The sequence below is a fragment of the Bradyrhizobium sp. 18BD genome, from assembly GCF_054185225.1.
The window spans coordinates 1-25,488 of record NZ_JAVAYL010000021.1 but is presented as its reverse complement, the minus strand read 5'-3'; the positions used below and the strand labels follow the sequence as shown (position 1 = coordinate 25,488).

At 63.2% G+C, this 25,488-nt stretch carries 21 protein-coding genes, 1 tRNA gene and 2 pseudogenes; 12 read left to right on the top strand and 12 right to left on the bottom strand.

The window, feature by feature from the left end; translation table 11 throughout:
- Positions 1 to 21: 21 nt before the first annotated feature.
- On the top strand, positions 22 to 1,005 hold the full coding sequence (locus RAD16_RS31360) for a helix-turn-helix transcriptional regulator (protein ID WP_458161687.1): 984 nt from the start codon (positions 22 to 24) through the stop codon (positions 1,003 to 1,005).
- 138 nt (positions 1,006 to 1,143) lie between these two features.
- Positions 1,144 to 1,383 carry a hypothetical protein gene (locus RAD16_RS31355; protein WP_458161685.1) on the top strand — a complete coding sequence of 80 codons (240 nt, stop codon included), beginning with the start codon at positions 1,144 to 1,146 and terminating at the stop codon, positions 1,381 to 1,383.
- Positions 1,384 to 1,455: 72 nt separating this feature from the next.
- Here RAD16_RS31355 and RAD16_RS31350 read toward each other — a convergent pair whose 3' ends face one another.
- The 3 genes from RAD16_RS31350 to RAD16_RS31340 form a co-directional block, all read right to left on the bottom strand.
- The gene (locus RAD16_RS31350) at positions 1,456 to 2,403 is read right to left on the bottom strand and encodes a fatty acid desaturase (RefSeq protein WP_458161684.1); all 948 of its coding nucleotides are present in this window, start codon (positions 2,401 to 2,403) and stop codon (positions 1,456 to 1,458) included.
- 15 nt (positions 2,404 to 2,418) lie between these two features.
- Positions 2,419 to 3,435: an alpha/beta fold hydrolase gene (locus RAD16_RS31345; protein ID WP_458161683.1), complete on the bottom strand. Its 1,017-nt coding sequence runs from the start codon at positions 3,433 to 3,435 to the stop codon at positions 2,419 to 2,421.
- A 158-nt stretch (positions 3,436 to 3,593) separates the two neighbouring features.
- Positions 3,594 to 4,394: an MBL fold metallo-hydrolase gene (locus RAD16_RS31340; RefSeq protein ID WP_458161682.1), complete on the bottom strand. Its 801-nt coding sequence runs from the start codon at positions 4,392 to 4,394 to the stop codon at positions 3,594 to 3,596.
- A 197-nt stretch (positions 4,395 to 4,591) separates the two neighbouring features.
- Here RAD16_RS31340 and RAD16_RS31335 point away from each other — a divergent pair, with 197 nt between their 5' ends.
- Positions 4,592 to 5,788 (top strand): MFS transporter, encoded by a 1,197-nt coding sequence (locus RAD16_RS31335; protein ID WP_458161681.1) that lies wholly within the window; start codon positions 4,592 to 4,594, stop codon positions 5,786 to 5,788.
- Between the two features lie 55 nt (positions 5,789 to 5,843).
- Here RAD16_RS31335 and RAD16_RS31330 read toward each other — a convergent pair whose 3' ends face one another.
- Both RAD16_RS31330 and RAD16_RS31325 read right to left on the bottom strand, forming a co-directional pair.
- Complete coding sequence (locus RAD16_RS31330) at positions 5,844 to 7,457, bottom strand: acyl-CoA synthetase (RefSeq protein ID WP_458161680.1); 1,614 nt, start codon at positions 7,455 to 7,457, stop codon at positions 5,844 to 5,846.
- A gap of 69 nt (positions 7,458 to 7,526) precedes the next feature.
- Entirely contained in the window at positions 7,527 to 8,294 is a 768-nt protein-coding gene (locus tag RAD16_RS31325; protein WP_458161679.1) for a FadR/GntR family transcriptional regulator, read from the bottom strand.
- A gap of 165 nt (positions 8,295 to 8,459) precedes the next feature.
- On the opposite strand from RAD16_RS31325, the gene RAD16_RS31320 reads away from it, so the two are divergent.
- Positions 8,460 to 9,665 carry an ABC transporter substrate-binding protein gene (locus tag RAD16_RS31320; RefSeq protein ID WP_458161678.1) on the top strand — a complete coding sequence of 402 codons (1,206 nt, stop codon included), beginning with the start codon at positions 8,460 to 8,462 and terminating at the stop codon, positions 9,663 to 9,665.
- 63 nt (positions 9,666 to 9,728) lie between these two features.
- On the opposite strand, the gene RAD16_RS31315 is transcribed toward RAD16_RS31320, so the two are convergent.
- Together RAD16_RS31315 and RAD16_RS31310 are read right to left on the bottom strand one after the other, a co-directional pair.
- The gene (locus RAD16_RS31315) at positions 9,729 to 10,217 is read right to left on the bottom strand and encodes a DUF2059 domain-containing protein (protein ID WP_458161677.1); all 489 of its coding nucleotides are present in this window, start codon (positions 10,215 to 10,217) and stop codon (positions 9,729 to 9,731) included.
- Between the two features lie 41 nt (positions 10,218 to 10,258).
- Positions 10,259 to 11,473: an OpgC domain-containing protein gene (locus RAD16_RS31310; RefSeq protein ID WP_458161676.1), complete on the bottom strand. Its 1,215-nt coding sequence runs from the start codon at positions 11,471 to 11,473 to the stop codon at positions 10,259 to 10,261.
- A 387-nt stretch (positions 11,474 to 11,860) separates the two neighbouring features.
- On the opposite strand from RAD16_RS31310, the pseudogene RAD16_RS31305 reads away from it, so the two are divergent.
- The 3 genes and pseudogenes from RAD16_RS31305 to RAD16_RS31295 form a co-directional block, all read left to right on the top strand.
- Positions 11,861 to 12,193: pseudogene (locus RAD16_RS31305) on the top strand (MATE family efflux transporter); the annotation flags it as partial.
- Positions 12,194 to 12,437: 244 nt separating this feature from the next.
- The gene (locus RAD16_RS31300) at positions 12,438 to 12,983 is read left to right on the top strand and encodes a hypothetical protein (RefSeq protein WP_458161675.1); all 546 of its coding nucleotides are present in this window, start codon (positions 12,438 to 12,440) and stop codon (positions 12,981 to 12,983) included.
- Between the two features lie 217 nt (positions 12,984 to 13,200).
- Positions 13,201 to 14,238: a thermonuclease family protein gene (locus RAD16_RS31295; RefSeq protein ID WP_458161674.1), complete on the top strand. Its 1,038-nt coding sequence runs from the start codon at positions 13,201 to 13,203 to the stop codon at positions 14,236 to 14,238.
- Between the two features lie 119 nt (positions 14,239 to 14,357).
- Here the strand turns inward: RAD16_RS31295 and RAD16_RS31290 are convergent.
- Positions 14,358 to 15,291: pseudogene (locus RAD16_RS31290) on the bottom strand (IS256 family transposase); the annotation flags it as partial.
- A 408-nt stretch (positions 15,292 to 15,699) separates the two neighbouring features.
- Between RAD16_RS31290 and RAD16_RS31285 the strand changes: the two are divergent.
- The gene (locus tag RAD16_RS31285; protein ID WP_458161673.1) at positions 15,700 to 17,130 is read left to right on the top strand and encodes a pyridoxal phosphate-dependent decarboxylase family protein; all 1,431 of its coding nucleotides are present in this window, start codon (positions 15,700 to 15,702) and stop codon (positions 17,128 to 17,130) included.
- Between the two features lie 528 nt (positions 17,131 to 17,658).
- Here the strand turns inward: RAD16_RS31285 and RAD16_RS31280 are convergent.
- Complete coding sequence (locus RAD16_RS31280) at positions 17,659 to 18,618, bottom strand: LysR family transcriptional regulator (RefSeq protein WP_458161672.1); 960 nt, start codon at positions 18,616 to 18,618, stop codon at positions 17,659 to 17,661.
- A 63-nt stretch (positions 18,619 to 18,681) separates the two neighbouring features.
- Between RAD16_RS31280 and RAD16_RS31275 the strand changes: the two genes are divergently transcribed.
- From RAD16_RS31275 to RAD16_RS31265, 3 genes are all read left to right on the top strand, one after another.
- Positions 18,682 to 18,981 carry a putative quinol monooxygenase gene (locus RAD16_RS31275; protein WP_458161671.1) on the top strand — a complete coding sequence of 100 codons (300 nt, stop codon included), beginning with the start codon at positions 18,682 to 18,684 and terminating at the stop codon, positions 18,979 to 18,981.
- Between the two features lie 120 nt (positions 18,982 to 19,101).
- Positions 19,102 to 19,884 (top strand): NAD(P)H-dependent oxidoreductase, encoded by a 783-nt coding sequence (locus RAD16_RS31270; RefSeq protein WP_458161670.1) that lies wholly within the window; start codon positions 19,102 to 19,104, stop codon positions 19,882 to 19,884.
- A gap of 220 nt (positions 19,885 to 20,104) precedes the next feature.
- A complete protein-coding gene (locus RAD16_RS31265; RefSeq protein WP_458161669.1) occupies positions 20,105 to 21,244 on the top strand; it encodes an epoxide hydrolase family protein in 1,140 nt (379 codons plus the stop codon).
- A gap of 179 nt (positions 21,245 to 21,423) precedes the next feature.
- Here the strand turns inward: RAD16_RS31265 and RAD16_RS31260 are convergent, their stop codons facing one another.
- The 3 genes from RAD16_RS31260 to RAD16_RS31250 all read right to left on the bottom strand — a co-directional run bounded on the left by RAD16_RS31260 (position 21,424) and on the right by RAD16_RS31250 (position 23,572).
- The gene (locus tag RAD16_RS31260; protein ID WP_458161668.1) at positions 21,424 to 22,644 is read right to left on the bottom strand and encodes an ABC transporter substrate-binding protein; all 1,221 of its coding nucleotides are present in this window, start codon (positions 22,642 to 22,644) and stop codon (positions 21,424 to 21,426) included.
- Between the two features lie 290 nt (positions 22,645 to 22,934).
- Positions 22,935 to 23,246, bottom strand: a complete 312-nt coding sequence (locus RAD16_RS31255; protein WP_458161667.1) for a winged helix-turn-helix domain-containing protein — start codon at positions 23,244 to 23,246, stop codon at positions 22,935 to 22,937.
- A gap of 249 nt (positions 23,247 to 23,495) precedes the next feature.
- Positions 23,496 to 23,572, bottom strand: a tRNA-Met gene (locus RAD16_RS31250).
- Positions 23,573 to 23,881: 309 nt separating this feature from the next.
- Here RAD16_RS31250 and RAD16_RS31245 point away from each other — a divergent pair.
- A complete protein-coding gene (locus tag RAD16_RS31245; RefSeq protein ID WP_458161666.1) occupies positions 23,882 to 25,351 on the top strand; it encodes a coniferyl aldehyde dehydrogenase in 1,470 nt (489 codons plus the stop codon).
- Positions 25,352 to 25,488: the final 137 nt, after the last annotated feature.

Sequence of the window (25,488 nt, the reverse complement as noted above, 5' to 3'; positions counted from 1 at the left end):
TCAGGTATGGTTTAAGGGATCATGCGCGCGAGCCGGATGATGTCGATCCTCACCACCCTCCAGGCCCGAGGGCAGGTCACCGCGCCCGAGCTTGCGGAGGCCTGCGAGGTCTCGGTGCGCACGATCTATCGCGACATCGACGCGCTCGCGGCCTCCGGCGTGCCCGTCTATGCCGACCGCGGTGCGGAGGGCGGCTATCGCCTGCTCGACGGCTATCGCGTGCGGCTGAACGGCTTGTCGCAGAACGAGGCGGAAGCGCTGTTCCTCGCCGGGCTGCCGGGACCGGCGACCGCGCTCGGGCTCGATGCGGCGATGATCGCCGCGCAGAACAAGCTGATGGCGGCACTGCCGGCGAATCTGCGCGCGGACGCCGGACGGATGCAGGAGCGCTTTCACCTGGACGCGCCGGGCTGGTTCGGCGAGGCGGAGGAGCCAAAGCATCTGCGCGCGATTGCCGGCGCGGCCCTGCGTAGCACGCTGATCAAGATCCGCTACCAGAGCTGGCGCGCCGAGAAGCAGCGCCGTGTTGCGCCGCTCGGCCTCGTGCTGAAGGGCGGCAGCTGGTATCTCGCCGGGCAAGTCGACGGCAGCGTACGCACGTATCGCGTTGCGCGCGTGCTCGACTGCACGGCACTCGACGACCGCTTCGATCGTCCCGCCGATTTCGACCTCGCCGCCTATTGGCGAGACGCGACGCTGCGTCTCGAAGCCGAGATGCATCCCAATGTCGCGATCGTACGGCTGTCGCCGTTCGGCGTGAAACTGCTCGACGCGCTGAGCCAGCCTTACGTCAAGGCGCGCACAGAGATCGAAGACGCGACTGACGCGGACGGCTGGCGCATCGCGCGCGTGCCGACGGGCAAGACCTCATGGCACGCCGCGTCCGAATTGCTGCGGCTCGGCTCCGAGGCCGAGGTGCTGGAGCCCGCCGATCTCCGCGACAAGATGGCTGAGATGACGCAGGCCATGGCCGCGCGTTATCGCACGACGGCGCGGAAAGCCTGACTGCGACGCACTTCGCCGCAGCCGACGAAACACTCCTGAAACACGATTCTCCCCTCACCGTGTGAACGCGTTTGCATCTCGGCTCGACCGAGAAGCAGGGACACAACAACGGCCTTCGCGCCACACTGGAGAATGAAGATGTTTCGTAAGCTTGCTCTTGGTCTGATCGCCGCCACCTCGCTCGGCGCTGCCGCTCTCGCGCCCACCGCCGCTTCGGCTCACGGCTTCCATCATCACTGGGGTCCCGGCTGGGGCTTTGGTTACGGCGGCGTCTACGTCAACACCGGCGTCAGCAATTGCTACCAGGAGCGCGTCGTCCAGACCCGTCACGGCATGCGTGTGCGCGTCGTGAATGTCTGCGCCTACGGGATCTACTGATATCTCGCCTTCCAAACAAAGCTCCGGTCGCGCTGCGGCCGGAGTTTTGCGTTTGGTTAAGCACGCTTTGAATTAGCCGCTCTGGCGATTCCGGCGAAACCAGGCCCAGGTCTCGCGCGTCGTCCGGATATAGCCACGGCCGTGATAAACGATCTCGCCGTCGACGATCTCATTCAGCTTCGGCAGCGCGTGAAACGGGATCGAGGGATAAGCGTGGTGCTCGACGTGATAGGGCATGTTCCATGCGAACCATTTGACGATCGCGCCAGTGTAGGTGGTGCGGGTGTTCTGGAAGGCGCTGCGGGTGCGCTCACAGCCGGTGTGCTCGGCATAGAGATAGGGCCGCAGGAAGAACTGCCCGATGACCAGCGGCACGATCCAGACCCAGAGCAGCAGCGCCGAGGAGGACCACAGCGAGAGCGCGAGCAGCAGCACATAGAGTGCGACATAGGCGCGCGCTTCAGCGACGATGGTGGCGCGCTTGTTCTCGGGAATCCAGGGCACGACCACCTTGCCGCTGACGGCATGGCGCAGCATCAGCCAGAGCCGGCCGGCGACCTGAAGCAGGCCGCTATAGGCAATTGCGAGCTGCGTGTCGGAGGCCGGCTTCACGCCGACGATCAGCTCCGGATCCTTGTCGGGATCCTGGGTGTAGCGGTGATGGTCCCAGTGGAACAGGCAGTAATATTCGTACGGCAATCCGATGATGAAGGCGGAGAGATAGCCGACGGCGAGGTTGAGGCTGCGGCTTCTAAACGCCGTCTTGTGCGCGGTCTCGTGCACCGCCATGAACAGGAAGGCGACGAGATAGCCCTGCGCCGCCATCAGCGGCAGTGCCCAGAGCACGCCGTAGCGCGACGTCACCAGCCAGATCAGTGCGCCGACCAGCACGATCATGCCGTAATGGCCGAGACTCTGCGCCGCGCCCCGAACATTCGAGCGCACCGATAATTCGCGCAGCATCGCCGGGCTCAGCGGCTTCAGGCGATGGCCGGGCTCGGAAACAGTCGCATCAGTCATGATCGGGGACCTGTCTTATTTGCTGAGAAGCGCCGCGACCTCGGCCTTGAGGAAGGCCTGGTCGCGCGGATTGCCGACGGGATTGCCGGCGCGATGGCCGTGCAGCGACGGAATCGGATGCAGCACGGCCGATGTCGCGTTGACCAGCTTGCCGAGCTCGTCCTCGTTGTCGCGGACGTCGAAATAACGGTCGGTCGCGCCGGGCATCAGCAGCATGTGCGCCTTGATCGCGCCGAGCGCCCGGTCGAGATCGCCGCCGAAGCCAGCACAATTGCTGATGTTACCGCGCTGCCAGATACCGACCTGCGCCAGGAGATCGTTGGCATCGCGCCGCGCGAAAGTCGCATCCCAGGCGCGGACGAGATAGTCCTCCAGCGAGGTGAATCCGGCCTCGCGCCAGAGCTCGTCGCGATAGAAGCCGTGCGACATCGCCCATCCCGCATAGACGCGGCCCATGGCGCGATAGCCGGCAACCGGCTTCTCGACGAAGCGGCCGTCGCGAAAGGCGGGATCGCCCGTAAGCGCCGCCTTCACGCTTTCGAGGAACACGTAATTATAGGGCGCGCAGCGCGCGCTGCCACAGACCACCGCGGCACGCGCGACCATATCAGGATGCAGCGCCGCCCAGTGATAGGCCTGCATGCCGCCCATCGACCAGCCATAGACCAGCGCGAGTTTCGTGACGCCGAAGCGTTCGGTGAGCAGCCGGTGCTGGATCGCGATGGCGTCGTGGTAGCTGACTTGCGGAAACGGCACGGCGGAATTCGACGGCGAGGACGACAGGCCATTTCCGAACAGGTTCGGGATGACGATGAAATAGCGCGTGGGGTCGAGCACGCCATCGGATCCGATCAGCCATTCGGTGTCGAAATGCTGCGCGCTGAACGAGGTCGGATAGAGGATGACGTTGTCCTTGGCCGTGCTGAGCGTGCCGTAGGTCTTGTAGGCGAGCTTCATCGCGGGGAAGACGGTGCCCGACTGAAGCGTGACGTCGCCGGCCTCAAAGATCTCGTAGTCGCGCTGCGCCGTCATCGATCAACCCCGCTTACGCGGCCGCAGAATGCGCCCGCCGCGGCCACGATGCATCGATCGTGCCGGGCCAGCAAACGCATCGTTGCGTCGCGCTCAATAACTGTACGTATAGTACAGTTATTTGGTGGAGGCAATATGATTCCGCCCCTCGCCGCAGTTCAGGCGATGGCCGCGATGTAGCGCTGCACAGACGCGGCGAAGGCGGCCTTGGCGCCTGCAGCGATGTTGCGGCCCCACCAGGCGCCGTAGATGCGATCGAAGGTGAGCGGCTCGACGGCGGCCCCAATCCTGCGCACCGCAGCGGCATTGAGCGGCATGTAGTTCGGGTAGGAATACATGAAGCTGAGGAAGCGGCGGTCCATCGTCACCTGTGCGATGTCGCCTGTGAGCAGCGCGCCCTTGCCGTCAGCACCGCGCGCGTCATGCAGCATGGTGGCGCCAGCGAAATGGCCACCGGTGCGGAGCAGCAGCACATCGTCGGAGATGCGCTGGTGATCGCCGGTCCAGTGCACGATGGAGGGATGCGGACGCGTCACCCATTGGCGATCATCGGCATGCAGATAGACAGGCGCCCCGAACGCCTCGCTCCAGTCGGCGAGGGCGCCATAGTAATGTGGATGCGAGATCGCGATGGCTTTCAGCCCGCCGAGCGAACGTACATGTGCGATCGCCTCCGGCGTCGTCAGCGGAATGCAGTCCCACATCACGCATCCATCGCCGAGCGGCACCAGCAGTGCGCGCTGGCCGATGGCAAAGCCCGGCTCGAGGCCGATGCCGGTCAGGCCGAGATCATCGCGCCAGACCACGCGATGACGTTCTGCCAAAGTGTCGCGCGTGAGGAAGGTTTGCCCTTTCCAGCCGACGAACTGCCGTTCGTCCTCACAGATCGGGCACGCCGCGGGCGGCTTTTCGCTGTCCGGAAATTGGGCGCCGCAGGTTTCGCAGGTCCACAGGGGCATGGCCGTGATCCAGGATAGAGAGCGGGAGATCGACGAGGTGACGCCGCAGCCCTCCAATCTCGCATGCGGAGGAACCAACGCATCCGGCCCATGTTACTTCCACGTCCGCCCCGGCGCCAATTGGCCGGCCATGTCAGCCCGTCTTGTCAGCTCTGCTTGTGCAAGACCATCTCTGCCGGCAGTCGCTCAGCGTCTCGATGACATCGCGCTCCCCATCCCGCATCTGGCCCCTTTACGCCGTCAACTTCTTCATGGCCGACATGCAGTCGGGCATCGGGCCGTTCGTCGGCGTGTTCCTGCAGGAGCACGGCTGGGCAACCGGATTGATCGGCACCGCGCTGACAATCGGCAATGTCGCGGGCATGCTGGTCACGACGCCGATCGGCGGCTTCATCGATTCCAGCCGCAACAAGCGGCTGTGGGTCGTCATCCCCGGCATCTCAGTGGTGCTGGCCTCCGCGATCATCCTGATCTCGCAGAATTTCTGGGCGGTGACGGTCTCGCAGGTCGCGCAATCGCTGGCGAGCGCGGCGATCGTGCCGGCGGTGACAGGCATTACCCTCGGCATCGCCAAGCAGAAGGGCTTCAATGCGCTGAACGGACGCAACCAGGCCTACAACCACGCCGGCAACATGGTCGGCGCGGCGCTGTCGGGCTATCTCGGCTACAAATATGGCTACGTCGCCGTGTTCGTGCTCGCGGCCGCCTTCGGTGCCATCGCCATCGCCTGCGTGATGATGATCCCCGCCAGTTCGATCGACGATCGCCAGGCCCGCGGCAGCAAGGAGGACGAGAGCAAGAACCCGCCGGATGCCATGTCCGTCCTGCTCAAGCACAAGCCGCTGCTGGTGCTGGCGCTTGCGCTTGCCATCTTCCATCTCGGCAATGCCGCGATCGTCCCGCTCTATGGCCTCGCGGCAGTCACTGAGGGACAGGCTAATGGCCCGAGCTTCGTGGCGACCACCGTCGTCATTGCGCAGGGCGTGATGGTCGTGACGTCGCTGGTCGGCATGCAGGTCGCGGGCAAGCGCAATTACTGGCCGGTGATCCTGGTGTCCTTCATGTTTCTGCCGATCCGCGGCGTGCTCGCGTTCTTCGTGACGGGATGGTGGGGCGTGGTGCCGATGCAGGTGCTCGATGGCATTGGCACCGGACTGCAGACAGTTGCCGTCCCCGGCATGGTCGCACGCTCGCTCGATGGCACCGGCCGCATCAATCTCGGTCAGGGTGCCGTCATCACCTTGCAGGGCGTCGGCGCAAGCCTGAGTCCCGCGCTCGGCGGCTGGATCGTACAATGGATCGGCTATGGCCCGACCTTTCTGCTGCTCGGCAGCTTCGGGCTTGCATCGCTCGCGCTGTGGCTGGCGTTCGGGACGCATGTGAAGAAGTACTGAGCCGTGTCCCCTCTCCTCCATTCGTGGTGGAGAGGCGAGAAATATCGCCCAGCGCTCACGTCCCGAAATTCTTCTGAACCGCCCTGTCGAGCGTCTCGCCACCGACGAAGCGCTGGCGCAGCTCGCGCTTGAGCAGTTTGCCGCTCGGGTTTTTCGGCAGGGCATCGACGAAGATGACGCGCTTGGGCACCTTGAAATGTGCCATCTGGCCGGCGCAATGCTTGATGACGGATTCCTCGTCGAGCGTCTCGCCGGTCTTGACGACGACGATGGCCGTGACCGCCTCGATCCAGCGCGGATCGGGCAGGCCGACGACCGCGACTTCGGAGACCTCAGGGATGCGGTAGACCATCTCCTCGACCTCGCGGCTCGCGACATTCTCGCCGCCGGTCTTGATCATGTCCTTGACGCGATCAACCACGGTGATGTGGCCCTCGGCATCGACGGTGGCGAGATCGCCGGAGTGAAACCAGCCGCCGGTGAACGCGGCTGCCGTCTTGACGGGATCGTTGTAATAGCCGGAGAGCAGATGCGGCGACCGGTGCACGATCTCGCCGACTTCGCCGACCTTGACGTCCTCCATCGCCGTGTTGACCACCCGCGTCTCGACATTGAGCACGGGCTTGCCGGCCGAGCCGGCCTTGCGGAGCTGGTCCTCGGGGCGCAGCACGGTCGCGAGCGGGGCGATCTCGGTCTGCCCATAGAAATTCCAGAACTTGACCTTGGGCAGGCGGCGCTGCAGCTCGAGCAGAACCTCCACCGGCATGATCGAGGCGCCGTAATAGCCCTTTTCAAGCGTCGCCAGGTCGGTCTTGTCGAAATTCGGCGAGCGCAGCATCGCGATCCAGATCGTCGGCGGCGCGAAGAAGGATGTGATCTTGTGCGCCTGGATCAGCGCCAAAATGTTGTCGGCGGTCGGCTTGCCCGTGATGACGCCGGAGGCGCCAAGATAGATCTGCGGCCCCAGAAACACATCGAGCTGGGCGCAATGATAGAGTGGCAGCGCGTGCAGGAACTTGTCATCCGCGTTCATGCCGCCGTCGATGATGCAGCTCACATACTGCCACATCACGGCTTCATGGGTCAGCATCGCGCCCTTGGGCAGCGACTCCGTGCCGCTGGTGTAGACGATCTGCGCAAGGTCGCGGCTGTCGACGGACGCATCCAGATACGAGCCGTCGGAATGAAGCAGATCGTCGAAGGTGGTGAGACCTGCGGGCGCCGTGGCGGGATCCTCGCCCGGCAGCCAGATCATCTTCTCGACGGCGCAATCCCTGGCGCTAGCCGCCTTCGCCGGCTCGACGAAGTCAGGTCCGGTCGCGAGCAGCTTCGCGCCTGAGCTCTGCAGGATGAAATTGATCTCATCCGGATTGAGCATGAAGTTGATCGGCACCAGCACCGCACCGATCCGCGCGAGCGCAAAGCGCAGCGCGGCAAAGGCGTGCGAATTGCGCGAGAGCACGGCGAGACGGTCGCCCTTCTTGACGCCGAGCCCGAGCAGGCCGCGGCCGAGCCTGTTGCAGATCGCGTCCATCTCGGCAAAGGTCCAGCTCACGCTGCCGCAGCTCACCGCAAGCTTGTTCGGCTCGCGGCCCGCCGAGCGGCGCAACAGATCGCCGATGGAATGCTCGCGCGCTTTCGAGATGGTGGCTGCGGTTTCGCCGGTCATGTGTCCCTCCGTATGATGTCTTTATTTGCTGGATTTCTTGTTTGAAATCTTGCGTCTTGTCTTCTTGCCCTATCGTCGCCGAGCCGCCTGCGCGTGCTCCATGTACATGTGCTCGACGGATCGATCGAGCGAGGCGATCTTCTCAAAACCGCGCCGCCAGTCCTGCAGATGCCGGCGGGTCCAGAGCACGCCGGCCTCGCGGTCGCGGCGGCGGATCGCGTCGATGAGATGGCGGTGCGCGGCGACGAGGCGCGGGCCGCCTTCGGCCACACCCGTCACGATCATCTCGGTGGTCGGATAGAACAATTGCGCCGCCGGCTCGCGCGCGAGCTGGAGCACGCGGTTCTGCGAGGCCTTGCCGACCAGCACGTGGAATTCGGCATCGCATTCGGCCAGCGAGGCGGGATCGCCGACCACGGCTTCGCTGCGCGCGAGATTATCGTCGAGCTCGGCGAGATTCTCGTCCGTCGCGCGCTCTACCGCGCCTTCGATGCTCGCGACCTCCAGCGTCATCGAGGCCTCGTAGAGCTCGCGAAAGGTGACCTCGTGCAAAACAAGTGCGCGGCTGAGCCGGCTCGCGAGCTTGCTGTAGCGCGGCAGACAGGCGTGCAGGCGCCGCGAGGAATCGCGCCGGATCAGCCCGCCCTCCTCCAGCACGCGAATGCCTTCGCGGATGGTCGAGCGGTTGACGCCAAACTGCCGCACCAGATCATGCTCGGTGCCGATGGGATCGCCCGGCTTGATACGGCCATTGACGATCTCGCGCTCGATGGCGTCGGCGACCTTCTGATAGGCCGGGGCGACATCGATCGGACGGAAGAGCGGCGCGAGAGGCAAATTCAGCTCCAATGGCGATTGTCGGACAAACTATAAAATCGGCCGGATCGCGCGTCAAACTGCGGCATTCATGCCGCATGTGCAGCAAATTGACTCCTGCGGAACCCCGCCCTAACTTTGTCGGACAAAGGGACAGCATAGTCCCGCGCAAGAGGAAACGTATCCATGAGACCTATCGCAGCACTCGTGTCTGCGGCCGGCCTGTTGTCGGCTGCCCTGATCGCTCCCGCCTCCGCCCAGCAGACCCCGCTCAAGATCGGCGTGCTCTCCGACTTCTCCTCGGTCTATTCCGACATCGGCGGCCAGGGGAATGTCGAGGCCACCAGGATGGCGATCGAGGATTTCGGCGGGCAGATGTTCGGCAAGCCGATCGACATGGTCGCGGCCGACGTGCTCAACAAGCCCGACGTCGCCTCCACCATCGCCCGCAAATGGTGGGAGACCGAAGGCGTCGACATGATCATCGACCTGCCGACCTCGGCCACGGCGCTCGCGGTGATGGAGCTGTCGAAGCAGTATGAGAAGATCATGATCGTGACGGATGCGGCGAGCTCCGACATCACAGGAAAATCCTGCTCGCCCTATACTGCGCACTGGACCTACGACACCTATGCCAACGCCCACACCGTCGGCAGCGCCATCGTCAAGAACGGCGGCGACACCTGGTTCTTCCTCACCGCGGATTATGTGTTCGGCCACTCGGTCGAGCGCGACACCTCCGACGTCGTGAAGGCGGCCGGCGGCAAGGTGCTCGGCAGCGTCAAGCATCCGCTCAACACCGCCGACTTCTCGTCCTTCCTGCTGCAGGCCCAGGCCTCCAAGGCCAAGATCATCGGGCTTGCCAATGGCGGCGGCGACACCATCAACGCGATCAAGCAGGCCGGCGAGTTCGGCATCGTCGCCGGCGGACAAAATCTCGCGGCGATCGTGATGTTCATCTCCGACGTCCACAGCCTCGGATTGAAGCTCGCGCAGGGCCTGATCATCACCGAGGCCTATTATTGGGACCTCAACGACAAGACCCGCGCCTTCGGCAAGCGCTTCCAGGAGCGCATCAAGCGGATGCCGACGATGAACCAGGCCGCGACCTACAGCGCCACGCTGCATTACCTCAAGGCCGTGCAGGCCGCCGGCACCAAGGACACCAAGACGGTGATGGCGAAGATGCGCGAGCTGCCGGTGAAGGACGCCTTCACCGACAACGGCATCCTGCGCGAGGACGGCCGCATGGTGCACAGCATGTACCTGTTCCAGGTGAAGAAGCCCGAGGAATCCAAGGGCCCGTGGGACTATTACAAGCTGCTCGCCGAAGTGCCCGCCGACCAGGCGTTCCGTCCGCTGAAGGATGGCGGCTGTCCGCTGGTGAAGTGAGCGCATGGGCGCATGGGCGCATGGGCGCACGAGGCAAGACCTCGCGCGCCCAACCGGTCGAGTTCAGAGCTTGTGCCCCTTCTGCCGCAGCGCTTCGATCAGGCGCTGCTTCAGCTCGTCGGCAGCCTTCTGGCTGACGTCCTGGCTGATCTGCGCGCTGGCCTGCGCCAGCGCATCGGACTTCCCGAGATATTTTTGGCCCGCAGGCCCGGCATAGAACGCCTCGATCTCGCGCAGCTCATCGACCGTGAAACTCTGGGCATAGAGCGCGGCGAGCTGATCGGTCATCGACGCCAGCGCCGGGGCGTAGATCTCTGCGCCGGGCGCCGTCAACGCGTCATAGTCGCGCTCGATCTCCGGCCTGTCCTGCGCGACCACGGGCCGAAGCTTGAGCAGGAGTTGCGGCAGCAATGTGCGGTACTGGTCGGCGATCTTCAGCGTGACCACCAGCTTGCGCGCAGCAGCCATCGCCTCGGGTGAGGGCGTTTGCGCCGAAACGCCGCAGACGAGCAGCAAGAGCGCGCCGGCGATGCTCAACAAACCTCTCGACATTGATCTCTCCGCTCTCCACGAAGTGCACGCTGGCGATTGCGTCAATGAGCTGCGGGCGCGGCGGCGGTCGTCGCCGACGCACCGTCTAACGCCGTGTCGGCCTCCTCGACTTCCGTCACCTTGACGAACAGGTTCGGCACCCGCTCGGCCCGGCCGAGCAGCCAGGCTGCGCCGATCATGATGACGATCCCGACGAACGAGACGGCGAGCTGTTCCCAGACGCCCTTGGTGTATTGCGTCAGGATCCAGTGCGCCGAGAACGACAGGAACACGCCGAGGCAGAAGATCGGCAGCGAATGCTGACCGCAGAGAATGACCGGCCGCAGCCAGGGCGCGTGGAGCGCCCGCCATTTGCGCGAGACGAAATAGGTGACCCAGAGCGCCAGCGCCAGGAAGTGGGTGAAGCGCAGCATGTCGAGGTCGGTCTTGTCGATCGGATAGATCCGCTTGATCATCCATTTCGGGACCAGCGCCTCGAGCGCGGGGATGTGCCAGGTCATCACGATCAGGAGCGCGAACAGCAGCCACGCCGCCGCCAGCGTCATCGCCGTTTTCGACCACACCAAGGTCGCGATCTTCTCGATCTGGCCGATGCCGCACCAGGCCGCGAACACGAACATCAGCTGCCAGCAGAACGGATTGAAGTACCAGGTCGTGCCGGGTGGATAGGAGGCGACGTTCCAGTCGAACCAGCGCGAAAAAACGTAGAGCACCACCGAGGCCGCAAGCGTCAGGTTCGGCCGGCGCACCAGGCACCAGATGATGAAGGGCGAGGCGAACACCAGCGTGATGTAGAGCGGCAGCACGTCGAGATTGACCGGCTTGTACTTGAGCACGATCGCCTGCCCGATCAGCTCGTCCGGATGCGCCAGGAAATTGAACACGTTGAACTCGTGCTCGTACATCGGATTGTCGAAACGGCGCGCGGTGCGCGCGATCTGCGCCGTGAACAGCAGGAACAGCATGATGTGGGCGACATACATCTCGGCCGCGCGCCGCCACAGTCGCTTGACGGCCGCGAGAAACCAGCCGCCCGCGACGATCGGGCCGTAGATCCAGCCGACGAGGTAGCCCGAGATAAAGACAAAGAACTCGGCGGCGTCGCTGAAGCCGTAATTACGCAGCGTCAGCCAGGCCACGACGTCATGCGGGATGTGGTCGAGGAAGATCATCCACAGACCGATGCCGCGAAACAGATCGAGTCGCAGGTCGCGCTCGACCGGTGCCAGGAGTGCTGACTGGTCCCGTGTGATCATGGCCCCGCCTTGTCCGGTGGGCGTCGCGCCGTCGCGGCGCCGATGAAATCGGATGCTAAAAAATGAAAATCAGAATGTCACCCTGGCCCTGCGGCTAGTGCGTCAACGGTAGCTCACCTTGGCGGCCGCGCAAGGGATTTTCGTCGTCACAAGAGGGTGTCGCCGCGGGCGCCTCCTTGCGCCGCACAAGCAGCCACAGCATCGCCCTCGATGGCAGCAGGCTACCGAAACAAAAACATCGAAAACAACCCCATGCACAGTAGCCGTCAAGTGGCGTGCCGCCCGGCAAGCCGTTTGACACGTCGGGCAAAACACCGGCACGTTTGCACCATCCCGCGATCAAGCGCCGGAGGGCGAGGGGCAGAACGGCCGATCGCCCAAACAGGCATGCCAGGATCGAACAAGGAAGCTCCGTCGCCTCCACCGCCTCGCCCGGCCGCGAATGCGCTGCTCGACGGACCGATCCTGCGCACCCTGCTCTCGCTGGCCTGGCCGAACGCGCTCGCGTTCCTGGCCGGTACCCTGGTTGCGGTCGCGGAGACCTCCTATGTCGGGCGGCTCGGGATCGAGGCGCTGGCGGCGATGGCGCTGGTGTTTCCCTGCGTGATGCTGACCATGAGCATGTCCGGCGCGGCCATGGGAGGGGGCGTCGCCTCGTCCATTGCCCGCGCGCTCGGCACCGGCGACCGCGACCGCGCCGAGAACCTCGCCACACACGCACGCGCATGACGGAAGCAAAGGGCCAATTGGTGCTGGCGCGAAGCGCCGACAAGTAAGAGACGTGACGCGCGCACGACGATGCGCGCTTTTGAGTTGTCTTTGTTGACGCCGCTTCTTTTCGAATGATAGCTTTTCGCTGCGCACGTTTGGGGGCACGAGCGCGGCTCATCGTGAGCCGCGTTGCAATTGGAATATCTCGCTGGCACCCGTGCCTGGTGCGGCCAGGCAAATACGGGAGCGATCGATGGCGGGTATCTACGACGATCAACAATACAAAAACCTGATGAACGGCAACTACTATCCTCTCGAGAACATGAAGAGGAGCGTTGCCAGGCTCAAGGCCTCGAAGCAGATCGACATCGAGACGATGGAATACGGCCAGTATCAGCCGATCCTGTCGCCGCTGGAGACATGGCCGAACGGCAGCGGCAAGGTGTGGTTCAGGGCGCTCGGCCATGCCCGTCTTCAGCTCACCGCGCAGCCCAACACCACACCGCTGTCGAACGACGAGCGTGTCGTGATCCCGCCGACGAAATGCGCGCTGCTGGATGCATCGATCCGCAAATGCTTCAACTCGGAGCCGCCGATCCCGATGAAGGCCGACATCACGCAGCATCGGCAGGACGCGCCGAACTCGGACCAGCACGAAATCCGTCTGGTCTGTGAGTACGGGAACGGCGAAGACCAGGCGCCGACCCTGCTCAACCTGACCATGGTCTGCCCCTATGCGGCCAAGCCGCGGCAGGCGGACGCTTCGGTCGCGGTTTCGCAGGAGCTCTCTAGAAAGTAAGGCACGCTTCGGCGCCATCGCCACCTGATCTGGCGCGGACCGGCTCTGTCGGTCCGCGCTTTTTCTTGCCCCTTCAGAGAAGGCGAACGCCGCGCGGCAGCGTGTTGCGGGTCTCTCCGTCATGGGCCTGTCGCACGAAGATGGTCCGCTTCCGATCGTGGTGCCCGCGAGTCGTTTCCATCAAGCGATCGTCGTGCATGATGACAGGGAGCTGCCGATGCCCGTTGGATTGCTGGAGGTCGAAGGCACTATCGATGTCAGCCAGTTCTGGCCGGCGGGACGGTCGGACGCCGACACCACCAAGGTCGTCGTGACCGTCGCCCCTGATGCGATCCGTTTCCGCAAGAACGACACCTTGCCATTCCAGCCGACCCGTGTCTTCGACAACGCCAAGGTCAAGGGCCGCACCGCAACGGCGCCGATCAAGAACGGCAAGCTCACCATTCGTCTTCAGGGCATCGACGCACCCGAGCTGCATTACATGCCGTCACCGCTGTCGCCCGCGGAGAAGAAGGGGCTCACCGACGCCAAGAAGCAGGCCTATCACGAGGTCACCCACTCCTACCGGCAGTTCCTCGGCGCCACCGCGAGCAAGGCGCTGCATGATTTCCTCGGCAGCGCCGGCGAGGCGACGCTCGCCTGTCGGGTGTTCACCCATGTCGATACCCCGAACGAGGTGTTCGACACCTACGGGCGGCTGGTCGGCGACATCGAGGTGGCGATCGGCGGCAAGACGGTCGACATCAACCACTGGCTGGTCGAGCAGGGCTTTGCCTATCCGACGTTCTACTCGTCGATGAACGACGACGAGATCAAGGCCTTCCTCGCGCTGACCAAGACCGCGCGAACGAAGAAGCTGCCGGTCTGGAAGCACCTTGCGAAAACCATCGACGCCTTCGACTTCGACCTGCGCGAGCCCAAGACAAACGAGACCGAGGTACTCGCGACCGACAAGGGCCCGGTGATCCTGCCAAAGCTCTACCGCCGCTACACCAACTGGTCGGCGCGCAAGAAAGCCAAGGTGACGAGCCAGAATTTCCAGAAGTTTTTGGACGAAGGCTCCGGCGGCAAGCCCGACACCTGCTACGAGATCAACGACTTCCTGGACAACGGCGTGCACGCGGCAACGCCGAGGAATTTCGCGGAGTTCGTCGAGGGCGGGAAGACGATCAGGTTTCAGCCGGAAGGGCTGGTGTTTGGGGAAGCGCCGTCGTCGCTGGTGGGACCGGACGGGAAGGCGATCAGGGAATTTTGAGGGGGGCGAATCCCCAGACCAAAAAATGGTCTGCCTCATGCGGGTCGTTTTCCAATTGCGATGGCAGCGCGCTTAATTGTCGCTGGGGCGCCCTATTAAGTGCACTGTCACCGTAACTTCACGTCGGTCTCGGCCTCATCGAGGAACGCCGCGAGCTTCGGCAGTTTGGGCGGAGCTGGTCGGCGATGCGCCGCCACTGCGCTCGTGCGGCCTCGGCATCGTCCTGGGCAAACGCGGTGGCGATGAAGGCGGAGACGACGCGCCGGCCGCTCTTGCCGGCATGCGCCAGCGCGTTGCGCATGAAGTGCACGCGGCAGCGTTGCCAGGTGGCGTTGAGAACCTTGCCGATCGTGGCCTTGATCCCCTCATGAGCGTCGGAGACGACGAGCTTGACGCCGCGCAGGCCGCGGCGGGCGAGCTTCCGCAGGAACGCGGTCCAGAACGTCTCGGCTTCGGAGGGACCAATATCCATGCCGAGCACCTCGCGCCGGCCGTCGCTGTTGACCCCCACTGCGATGATCACTGCGACCGAGACGATCCGCCCGTTCTGGCGCACCTTCACGTAGGTGGCGTCGATCCACAGATAGGGCCAATCGCCCTCGATCGGGCGATTGAGGAAGGCCTTCACCTTGTCGTCGATCTCGCCGCACAGCCGCGACACCTGGCTCTTGGAGATGCCGCTCATGCTCATCGCCTGCACCAGGTCGTCGACCGAGCGGGTGGAGACGCCCTGCACATAAGCCTCCTGCACCACGGCGGTGAGCGCCTTCTCGGCCATCCGCCGCGGTTCAAGGAAGCCCGGGAAGTAGGAGCCTTTGCGCAGCTTGGGGATGCGCAGCTCGACGGTGCCGGCGCGGGTCTCCCAGCTCCGATCGCGGTAGCCGTTGTGCTGAGCCTGGCGCTCTTGGCTCTTCTCGCCGTAAGCCGCTCCTGTCAGGCCTTCGACTTCCAGCTCCATCAGCCGGTGGGCGGCAAAGCCGATCATCTCGCGCAACAGATCGGCATCGGGGTCTTCTCTACGAGCGCGCGCAGGTTCATCATGTCGTCGGTCATCGGTGGTTCCTCGAATCAGGTCGGTGTCGCAACCCAAACCTTACCGACGAATCATCGGTGACCACCCGCAAAGCCGCTCGCTCGCTACGGCGCCATGTGGGGGCGCGCGTCGCGAGCGGCTTTGCTAATCAGCTACACCACTCCTTGGGACACGACCAGCGCCCGCTGGGCGCTCCGCATGAATTGATCGGCTGGAGCTGCGGAGCTGTTTGCAACTCGTCGCGAGCAACCCAAAATGTGCGAAGGAGGCTAGCCATGATCATTTCGCGCGCTAAACGGGAGGCACTCTGTCTCGATCGTATCTCGAGGCGATTTCCGGAAGGTTCTGGTCGAGATGCGCAGATCATGATTTGCAGCCCGGGCTCCGCTTGGAACACCCGGCCGGAGTGAACAACCATAGAGGTCTAGATGACGCCCGAGGAATTCCGAAAACGAGGCCGCGAAATCATCGATTGGCTGGCGGACTATCATGCGAAAATATCCGACTATCCGGTCCAACCTGCGACACAGCCGGGTGACGTTAAGGCGATGCTTCGGGCTTCCCCGCCGGTAGACGCTGAGGGGTTCGATGAGATCATCGCTGATCTCGATTCAGTGGTTCTCCCCAACATCTCGCATTGGCAACACCCACGGTTCTTCGGCTACTTTCCTTCCAATTCACTTGGCTCCGGCATCCTTGGTGACTTGGTGTGCAGCGGACTTGGGGTGCTGGGCCTGTCCTGGCAGTCATCGCCCGCCGTGACCGAGATTGAGGAGGTCACGGTCGACTGGTTCAGGCAGATGGTTGGCTTGTCGTCGGCCTGGTTTGGCGTGATCAACGACACTGCGTCGACAAGCACCTTGGTTGCTCTGCTATGTGCCCGGGAAAAGACGACGGGCTTTTCGCTCGTCCGCCAGGGTCTGCAAGCGGAACTCAAGCCATTGACGATCTACACATCGGCAAGCGCTCATTCTTCCGTCGAAAAGGCGGCGCTGCTGGCGGGCTTCGGCCGTGAGAATGTCCGCATGGTCGATATCGACGGCAATTTCGCGATGCGTCCTGAGGCGCTCGAAGATATGATAACCGCGGACATTCACGCCGGGCTCAAGCCATGCGCGATCGTCGCGGCAGTGGGCGGGACCGCTACTGTGTCCATTGATCCAGTCTCTGAGATCGCTGCCATAGCGCGAAAGCACGGTTTGTGGCTCCACATCGACGCTGCCATGGCCGGGAATGCGATGATCTTGCCCGAGCTACGGTGGATGTGGGATGGCATCGAGGGCGCAGACAGTGTCGTGATCAATGCGCACAAATGGCTCGGCGTCCCATTCGATTGTTCCCTCTATTTCGTTCGGGACGAACCTCATCTTCTCAGGGTGATGTCTGCCGATCCGAGCTTCCTCCAATCTCAGGCCGACGAGAAGGTGCGCAATCTGCGTAACACCGGTATTCCGCTCGGACGGAGGTTCAGGGCGTTGAAACTGTGGTTCGCCATACGGGAACAGGGCGTTTCCGGGTTGCAGGCCAGGTTGCGACGAGACATTAGCCTGGCGCAAGATCTTCGGTCTAAAGTCGAAGCAACACCGGGGTGGGAAGTCGTCGCACCCGTCGTTCTGCAAACCGTATGTATTGTGTATCGCCCGAGGTCTGTGCCTTCGCATCGTCTCGATGACTTCACGCGCGCATGGGCGCATGCGGTGAACGCCTCAGGCCAAGCTTATGTCACGCCCGCTACTGCGGCTGGGCATTGGATGGTTCGTGTCTCTATCGGCACGATATTCACCGAGGCGAGCGACATAGAGGCGGTCTGGCGCACGATCCAAGAAGCGGCTACCGCGCTCGTCCCAAAATTTTCGTGAATGGCCAACGCAAGACTGGCGATGGCATCGTCTGTTGGACAAACGAGCGTTTGCTGCATCATCGGATCAACGCTCTGACAGAAAGCTTCAGCGGTGTCCGTCGCCTTTCAGCTGTTTTCTCGACAACCAAAATAGACATCGCCCGTGTCGGCGATTCGCGCTTCCCCGGCTTCATGTCGCGGGTGAAGGCTCCCTGGCCAGTGGCGCGCCGGCCGGAGGCGATGGAGGCGCCGCGCCCTGGTCGGTCCAACTTGGGGGAACGCCACCGATGAACCCGGCAATTCCCGGAGCTCTTCCGAACGCTTCGCACGCGGATTGCTTCGGCGCTCCACCGAGCAGGCCGTGCAAGCGGCCCGGCGACGGCAGCGACGGAGCCGCCCCGAAAGGGGTACCGCCCGTGACGAGCAGCCTGCTGAAGTCGGCGGCAAAGGCGGTAGAGAGGTCGTATGCATCGCCGTCCGGCGATACGCGCGACGAGCTCGTGAAAGAATTCGCCCGGCGGCCCCAAACCATCGCCACCAGTCGGTATTACCCTTCGGCGGCCAACGTCGTCAGCCGTTCACGCAGCCAGCGTTGTGCCGGATGGTTGGTCGTCCGGTCGTGCCAGACACTCGCGATAGTAAAGCCAGGAATGGTGAGTGGCGGTTCCACCACCTGCACCTGATCCGACCAGCCATCGGCGATCCGCCGTGGGATCAAAGCGATCATGTCGGACCGCGACACTACCTCCGGCACGATCAGAAAGCCCGACGTGGATAGGGCTACGATGCGGCGGTGGCCGATGGCCTCTAGTGCCGCATCGGCAGGCCCCGAGAACCCGCCGCCCTGGGGCGACACGACGATGTGCTCCAAAGCGCAGAATACGTCCAGGCTGAGACGGCCCTGCACGGCCGGGTGTCCCTGCCGGGCGATCACCACGTAATCCTCACGAAAGAGCTGGCGCTGGCGCATGGCCGCAGGTGCATGGTCTGGCGATGCCAAGGCAAGGTCGACCTCGCCGCGCTCCAACTGCGTGGCGACCGCCAGCACGTCCAGGGCACGCCACGCGATGCGGACCCTGGGGGCCTCGGTCCTGAGCGCGACGGAGAAGCGGCTGAGCAGCGCATACTGCACATAGTCGCTCGCGGCGATGACCAGGGTAGCCTCCATGGTCGCCGGGTCGGACGGCATTCCATCTGCCACAACCCTGCGGACACCCTCCAGCGCTTCATGCAACGGTTGCCGAAGCTCGACGGCGCGCTGGGTCAGGACCATCCCACGCTGCGCCGGAATGAGGAGAGGATCGCCGAGTTCATCGCGAAGCCGCGCCAGCCGGGCCGACAAGGCGGGTTGGCTCAGGTTCAAGCGCCGGGCGGCACGCGTAACGTTTCCTTCCGCCAGTAGGGCTTCGAGCGTGACGAGGAGGCCGAGATCGAGGTTTCTGGTATCCATTTGCTGGATAACAACAGGTAAAAGGTTCGATTTCAATACCGCGTCATGCCGCTCCATATGAGGATCGGAATGGAGGTCCAGGGGGATCCATCGCCCCCTCCCGACAAACGAGCCGGCATAATGAGCAGCGATAATCAAGCCATCACCGTATTGGGACAGGTAAGGGCGAAGGCCCGCCACGAAGCCGATGTACGGGCAGGCCTTCAAGCCTTAATCGAGCCGGCGCGGCGTGAAAGCGGCTGCATCTCTTACGAGATGTTCGAAGATGTTGAGCATACCGGCAGCTTCTATTTCGTCGAGGATTGGGAAAGCCAAAGCGCTCTCCATCTTCATGTGAAACGTCTACAGCCTCACATGAATAAGATTCTGCCAATGCTAAGCCAGCAGCTTCAGATCAGTGCAATAAGACCTCTGGAGTAACCTTACTGGAAATCGATCCTTCCCGCTCGCCGATGCCTTCCGGCCACGAGAGACTGGCGGGCGTTTCGGCAAGATCGTCGTCGAATTCCGACAGATCCCAACCATCAGGAATAAGCCATCATGAAGGTTCTTATTGTTTACGCGCACCCTGAACCCACTTCGCTGACACGGCAGTTGGTCGAGGTGACCGCTGAGACGTTGTCGGCGGCGGGGCACACCGTGATCCATTCAGACCTTTACGGCATGAAGTGGAAGGCGGTGTACGATGCCGATGACTTTCCAGTCCGTAACAACTCCGAACGGCTGTCATTCATCATGGAATCGGGCCATGCTTACGGAAGCGGGCATCAGACGTCCGACGTGATCGTCGAGCAGCAGAAGCTGCTCGCGGCCGATGCTGTGGTCCTGCAATTCCCGCTGTGGTGGTTCGGCGTGCCCGCGATCCTGAAGGGCTGGATAGAGCGGGTCTATGCCTTCGGTTTTGCCTACGGCTATCAGAACGGCTCCAACGAGTTCCGCTTTGGCGACGGCATCCTCAAGGGCAAGCGAGCGCTGGTCAACGTGCAGGCAGGCGGCCCAGTGGCCGATTATGGCCTGCGGGGTATCAACGGGCCGATCGAGCAACTGCTGTTCCCGCTGACCCATGGCGCGCTGTTCTACCCCGGCATGGACGTGCTGCCGACACACGCGGTCTATGGCGCAGGTCACGTTTCCACGGTGGAGGAAGTAGACGCGATCAAGGCAGCATGGCGTGTGCGTCTCGCCGGGCTATTCACCGACAAGCCGATTCCCTTCCGTTCGCAAAACGGCGGCGACTTCCCCGATCGCCACACCATGGTCGATCACGTCGCGCCAGGCCAAACCGGCCTCGCCGCGCACTTTGCTGATCTGATCGACGCATAACGAGCACACCGATGTCGCCTGCATTGTTCGCGCTTGCCGTGGCGGCCTCCGCGATCGGCACGACGGAGTTCGTCATGATCGGGCTCGTACCGGATGTCGCGCGCGATCTTACGGTAACGCAATAAGGATGGGGTTCGAGGAAACGTCGTGCGCAGCCTTCAGTTCAGTCGGTATTGCCCTTCGGCGGCCAACGTCGTCAGCCGTTTAAGCGGAGAACATCATGATTTCACCCTACACGATCTACATCCCTGACGAACGGCTCGCCACGATCAGAGCGAAGGTCGAGGCTTATGACTGGAGCCAGCTGCCGGATGCGGGGGGCTGGTCGGCGGGGGTCGGGGTTGATGACCTCAAGCGGCTCGCCGCGTATTGGCGGGACAGCTACGACTGGCGTGCGGTCGAACGGCGCCTCAACGCGCTGCCCAACTTCACGGCCGACGTGGAAGGCGAGCACCTCCACTTCGTTCACGTGAAAGGCGACGGCTCCAAGCCGCCCGTCCTGCTTCTCCACGGCTGGCCGGGCTCGTATCTCGAGTTCGAGCGGCTGTTGGAGCCGCTCGCAGCGGACGGGCACGATGTTGTCGTCCCCTCGCTTCCTGGCTTCGCGTTCTCCAACCCGATCACGCGCCCGATCGGCCCGCGGCGGGCTGCTGCGCTCGTGCATGGGCTGATGGTACAACTGTTCGGCGACGCGCGGTATTTCGTTCAAGGGGGCGATTGGGGCCACAGCATCGCGGCCTGGGCAGCGCATGATCGACCGGACGCTCTGCTCGGCATCCATATTAACATGATGACCGTGCGTGCGGCGGATGCCGCTCCGACGACCGACGAGGAGAAGTCCTTCGCCGCCAAGCGGGCCGCCATTGCCGATCGGGAGAGCGCCTACTTTCACGAGCAGGAAACTCGTCCGCAGACGCTCGGCATCGCGATGGCCGACAGCCCGGTCGGAGCGGCGGGCTGGATACTCGAAAAGTTCGGCAAGTGGGCCGATCTTCCGACTACCGCCGATGGCGACCCCGACATCTGGAGCAAGTTTTCCGAGGAGGAACTCCTCACCAACCTCATGCTCTATATCGCGCCGGCATCGTTCGTGACTGCAACCTGGATCTACTACGGCAGCCGGCTTGAGAAGTCGCGGATGCTTCCAGCCGGCACCCGCATCCAGGTGCCGACCGGCGTTGCGGCCTTCCCGGATCCGGTGTTCTTGCCGCCGCCGCGCTCGTTCGCGGAGAAGACCTACAACATCGTGCATTGGACCGACATGCCGCGGGGCGGGCATTACGCCGCGCTGGAAGAGCCGGAATTGATGCTGGCCGACCTGCGCGCCTTTATCGCGACGGTGTCGGGAGCGCGCTCCTGAAGGTGGAGATCTCCGTTTCCGAAGCGCGGTGCGTGGCGCTGGCGGCGCAGGGCTTCAATGCCCTGCGTCGTCACGACCGAGTTTCGGTGACAGTGCATTTAATTGTCGCGGAGGCAGGCTCCATTAAGTTAAGTGCACTGTCCCCGTAACGAATGGCACCCGCGAACAGACGCACCGGCTCAATCGGTGACCATCGGCCCGAATGGCTCCCACCGGTTGCCTGTGAAGCGCATCATTCGGAACTCCTTGACCACGCGATAGTCGGTCGGGCTGGTGTTGATGGAGAGCCCAGGGAGCAGCAGATCAAGTTTCACGTTCTTCAAGTTCGTCGCTTGCGCCATGACATTCTCGCGTGAGAGGTTGTCGCCGCATTGCTTCAAGACCTGCACCAGCAGTTCGGCGGCGCTATAGCCATAGACCGTGAAGATGCTTTTCCGGTCGCCTCCCGGATAATAGCCGTCCATGAAGGCGCTCCATCGCTTCATGCCTTCGTCATCGCGCCAGGTCGGGTCCGTGGCCTCCTTGAACGAGCTCGCCGAGATGATGCCTCTTGCGTTCTCGATGCCCGCGGGGACCAGGACCGCGTCGATCGAGGACGATCCCACGCCAAGGAGGTGAACGGGCTTCCAATCGAGCTCCGCGATCTTTCTGATGACCTGGGCGGCAAATTTCGAGGCAGCCATGTCGACGAAGACGTCGACACCGGCCGCCTTGAGCCGCACGACCTGCGAGTCGACGGTCGGATCCGACACATCGTATGAAGCCTCACTGACGATGAGTTCGCCTGCCCTGGCGCCGAGCGCTTCCTTCAACCCCGTCAGATAATCCCTGCCGGTCTCATCATTTTGATAGAGCAGACCGATCTTGGCATGGGGATAGTTGTCCAGGATGAAGCGGGCGTAGACGCGAACCTCCGTGCGGAGGTTGGGGGCAAATCCCATCGTCCAGGGGAAGTTGATCGGATCCTCGAAACGCGTCGACCGTCCGGCCACGAAGAGTTGAGGGATCCTGCGGTCATTGAGATATTTCTGAACCGCGATGTTCGAGGCATTGCCGAGTGTCTCGAATGTAAACAACACCTCGTCGCTCTCTATGAGCCTGCGGACCTGCTCGACGGTCTTGGACGGCGTCGCCGCATCGTCGTAGGAAATCAAATTGATCTTGCGTCCATTGACGCCGCCATGATCATTGATCAGGCGGAAATAGGCTGCCTGTACCTTGCCGATCGCAGAGGATGCCGAGAGCGGCCCGCTATAGGGCATCGTCTGTCCGATCTTGATCTCGGTATCACTTGCACCTTGCCCATACTGACGATCGCCTGCAAGCAAGGGGGCCGTGACGAAAAGTCCGGCGGCAAGGATTGCCGCCCTGGCAGCATTCGTGCGCAAGCTCTTGCTCATCGCTGGGACCCTCATCGCTGGCGCAGAGCTCGTGAATCCGAGCGTCGTTCACGACATGCATGTCCTTCGCTGGGCCGAAGAGCGAACTCATCGTGCAGCCCGCGAGAAAGCTGATCGTCTGGATTGGATCAGAACGGACAAGCGCAGTCCACGGAACCCTGCCTGCGGTATGTTGGGAAGTCTTCCCGGCATTCGGCCAGTGACGCAGTTATTGTCGCGGAGGCAGGCTCCAGTTAAGTGCACTGTCACCGAAATTCCAGGATCGGACTCCAGCCGATGAACGGAACGCCCTACGCGCGCCGCCCGGATTGCGCGATGATCTCCTGTAAACACGCAACGTGGCGGGCGAAGGCACCGCGGCCGGCCGCTGTGGCGGTCACCATCGTCTGCGGCTTCTTTCCCACGAAGGCCTTTTCGATCCCGACGTAGCCTGCTCTCGAGAGCGTGTCGATATGCGCTCCCAAATTGCCGTCGGTTGCGCCCGTCAACTTCTTCAATTTTGCGAATTCGAGGCCGTTACCGGATGGCAGCGCGTTGAGAGCAGCCATGATCCTCAGCCGAAGCGGCTGGTGGATGACTTCGTCCAGTTCGACCGACTTCATTGATTCCGCCGCATCCGGACGCCGCCCAGAACGAGCCCACCGCCGTTAACGGCCGCCATCCCGCGTCTGGGGCGGGCGCACCGTGTTCGCATGAGATTCTGCATAGAGCCCTCTATACAACAAAGCTTCTCGTCGAGTTCAATGAGTGGCCGCGATCACCCGCTGGACAGCCGATACCACCAGGCAAGAAAAACAGCATGAAAAAGCCCGCCAGAGGCGGGCTAATTCTTTGATTTCATTTTGAAATCTTGGTTGCGGGGATAGGATTTGAACCTATGACCTTCAGGTTATGAGCCTGACGAGCTACCGGGCTGCTCCACCCCGCGTTAAACCGTTGCGCGCCTTCGTGAAAATGCCGGGGACGGTGGATTGAGGGCCGGCGCTGTTCGCGTGGCTTGCTCGTCCGTCCCAAAGACTTCCTTGGAAGGCAATCCCGGGGCAAAGCCCGTCGGGTGCGGGGGGTATGTATCAAGGCGGGCTGCCTTTGGAAAGGGCTGCGGGTCCATTTTTTTCGACTTTATGACAGGTGGATCGACCGAATTCCCGTCGATTTGCCGCAGACTTGCCAGAAGTTCCACAAAGCGCCAGCTTGCGGCAACAAACAGAGGCGGAACGCCGTTTTGGGGAGGAACGCCATGGACCATGCGGTGGGCCAAACCTTGGACCAAACCTTGGACCGATCCCAAACGAGCGCCCCGATTCGGGCCCTCGAAGACGCCTTCCATGCCACGCTCGCACGGTCGCGGGCGGAGCCGGCGGCAACGCTCGCCGAGCGGCTCGACCGGCTGGCGCGGCTGCGCGCCGTGGTCGCCGACAATGAAGAGCGCTTCCGGCAGGCGATCTCGGCCGATTTCGGCCACCGCTCGGCGGTCGAGACCACCATCGCCGAGGCCATGATGGTCTATGGCGAGATCCGCCATGCGACCAAACACCTGAAGATCTGGATGGCGCCGCAGCGCATCGCCACCGCGCTGCAATTCCTGCCCGCGCGCAACCGGCTGATCCCGCAGCCGCTCGGCGTGGTCGGCATCATCGCGCCCTGGAATTATCCGCTCCAGCTCACGCTCGCGCCCGCGATCGGCGCGCTCGCCGCCGGCAACCGCGTGATCATCAAGCCGAGCGAGCTCTCACCGCACTTTTCGGCGCTGCTGAAGGAGACGGTGGCCGCGAGGTTCGAGGCCAGCGAGCTGCTCGTCACCGGCATCGAGGACGAGGTCGCAAAAGCCTTCGCGCACCTGCCGTTCGACCATCTCGTGTTCACCGGCTCGACGCGGGTCGGACGGCTGGTCGCGGAGGCCGCGGGGCGAAACCTCACGCCTGTGACGCTCGAGCTCGGCGGCAAGTCGCCCGCGATCATCGACGCCTCGGCCGATCTCGAAGAGGCCGCAGAGCGCATCGCCTACGGAAAACTGCTCAATGCCGGGCAGACCTGCATCGCGCCGGATTACGTGCTGGTGCCGGACAATTCCGTGCAATCCTTCGCCGAGAAGGTGCGCGCGCAAATGCGGCGCATGTTCGGCACTGATCCCGCCAACAAGGACTATACCTCCGTGATCTCCGACCGGCATTACGCACGGCTGGAGAGCCTGGTGGCGGATGCCGCGACCCGCGGCGCAAGGATCCTGCAACCGGCAAAGCCCGACGATCCCAACTGGAAGGCGCACCGCAAATTCCCGCCGACACTGATCGTTGGCGCGACCGAGGCGATGGCGGCGATGCAGGAGGAGATCTTTGGGCCGGTACTGCCGGTGCTGGGCTATCGCGATCCAGCTGATGCGATCGCGTTCGTCAACCGCCGCGACCGACCGCTGGCGCTGTACTGGTTCGGCAAGGACCGCACGGCACGCGACGAGGTGCTGTCGCGCACCATCTCCGGCGGCGTCACCGTCAACGACTGCCTGTTCCATTTCGCACAAGCCAACCAGCCGATGGGCGGCGTCGGCGCATCCGGCACCGGCGCCTATCACGGCGAATGGGGATTCAAGACGTTCAGCAAGCTGAAGCCGGTGTTCTATCGCTCCAAATTCAACCGCCTCGCCGATCTCTACCCGCCCTATCGCGGCAAGATCGCGCGGCTGGAGAAGATGATGCGGTTCATGTCGTAGCGGCGACGCGCTCCGTCATTGCGAGCGCAGCGAAGATTCCATGGGGAGTGGATAGCGACCGGGTCTGAGGCCAGACTGAGGTTGCTGAAGCACTCAACCTGGAGACAACGATGTTGTTCGATCATCTTTCCGACGGA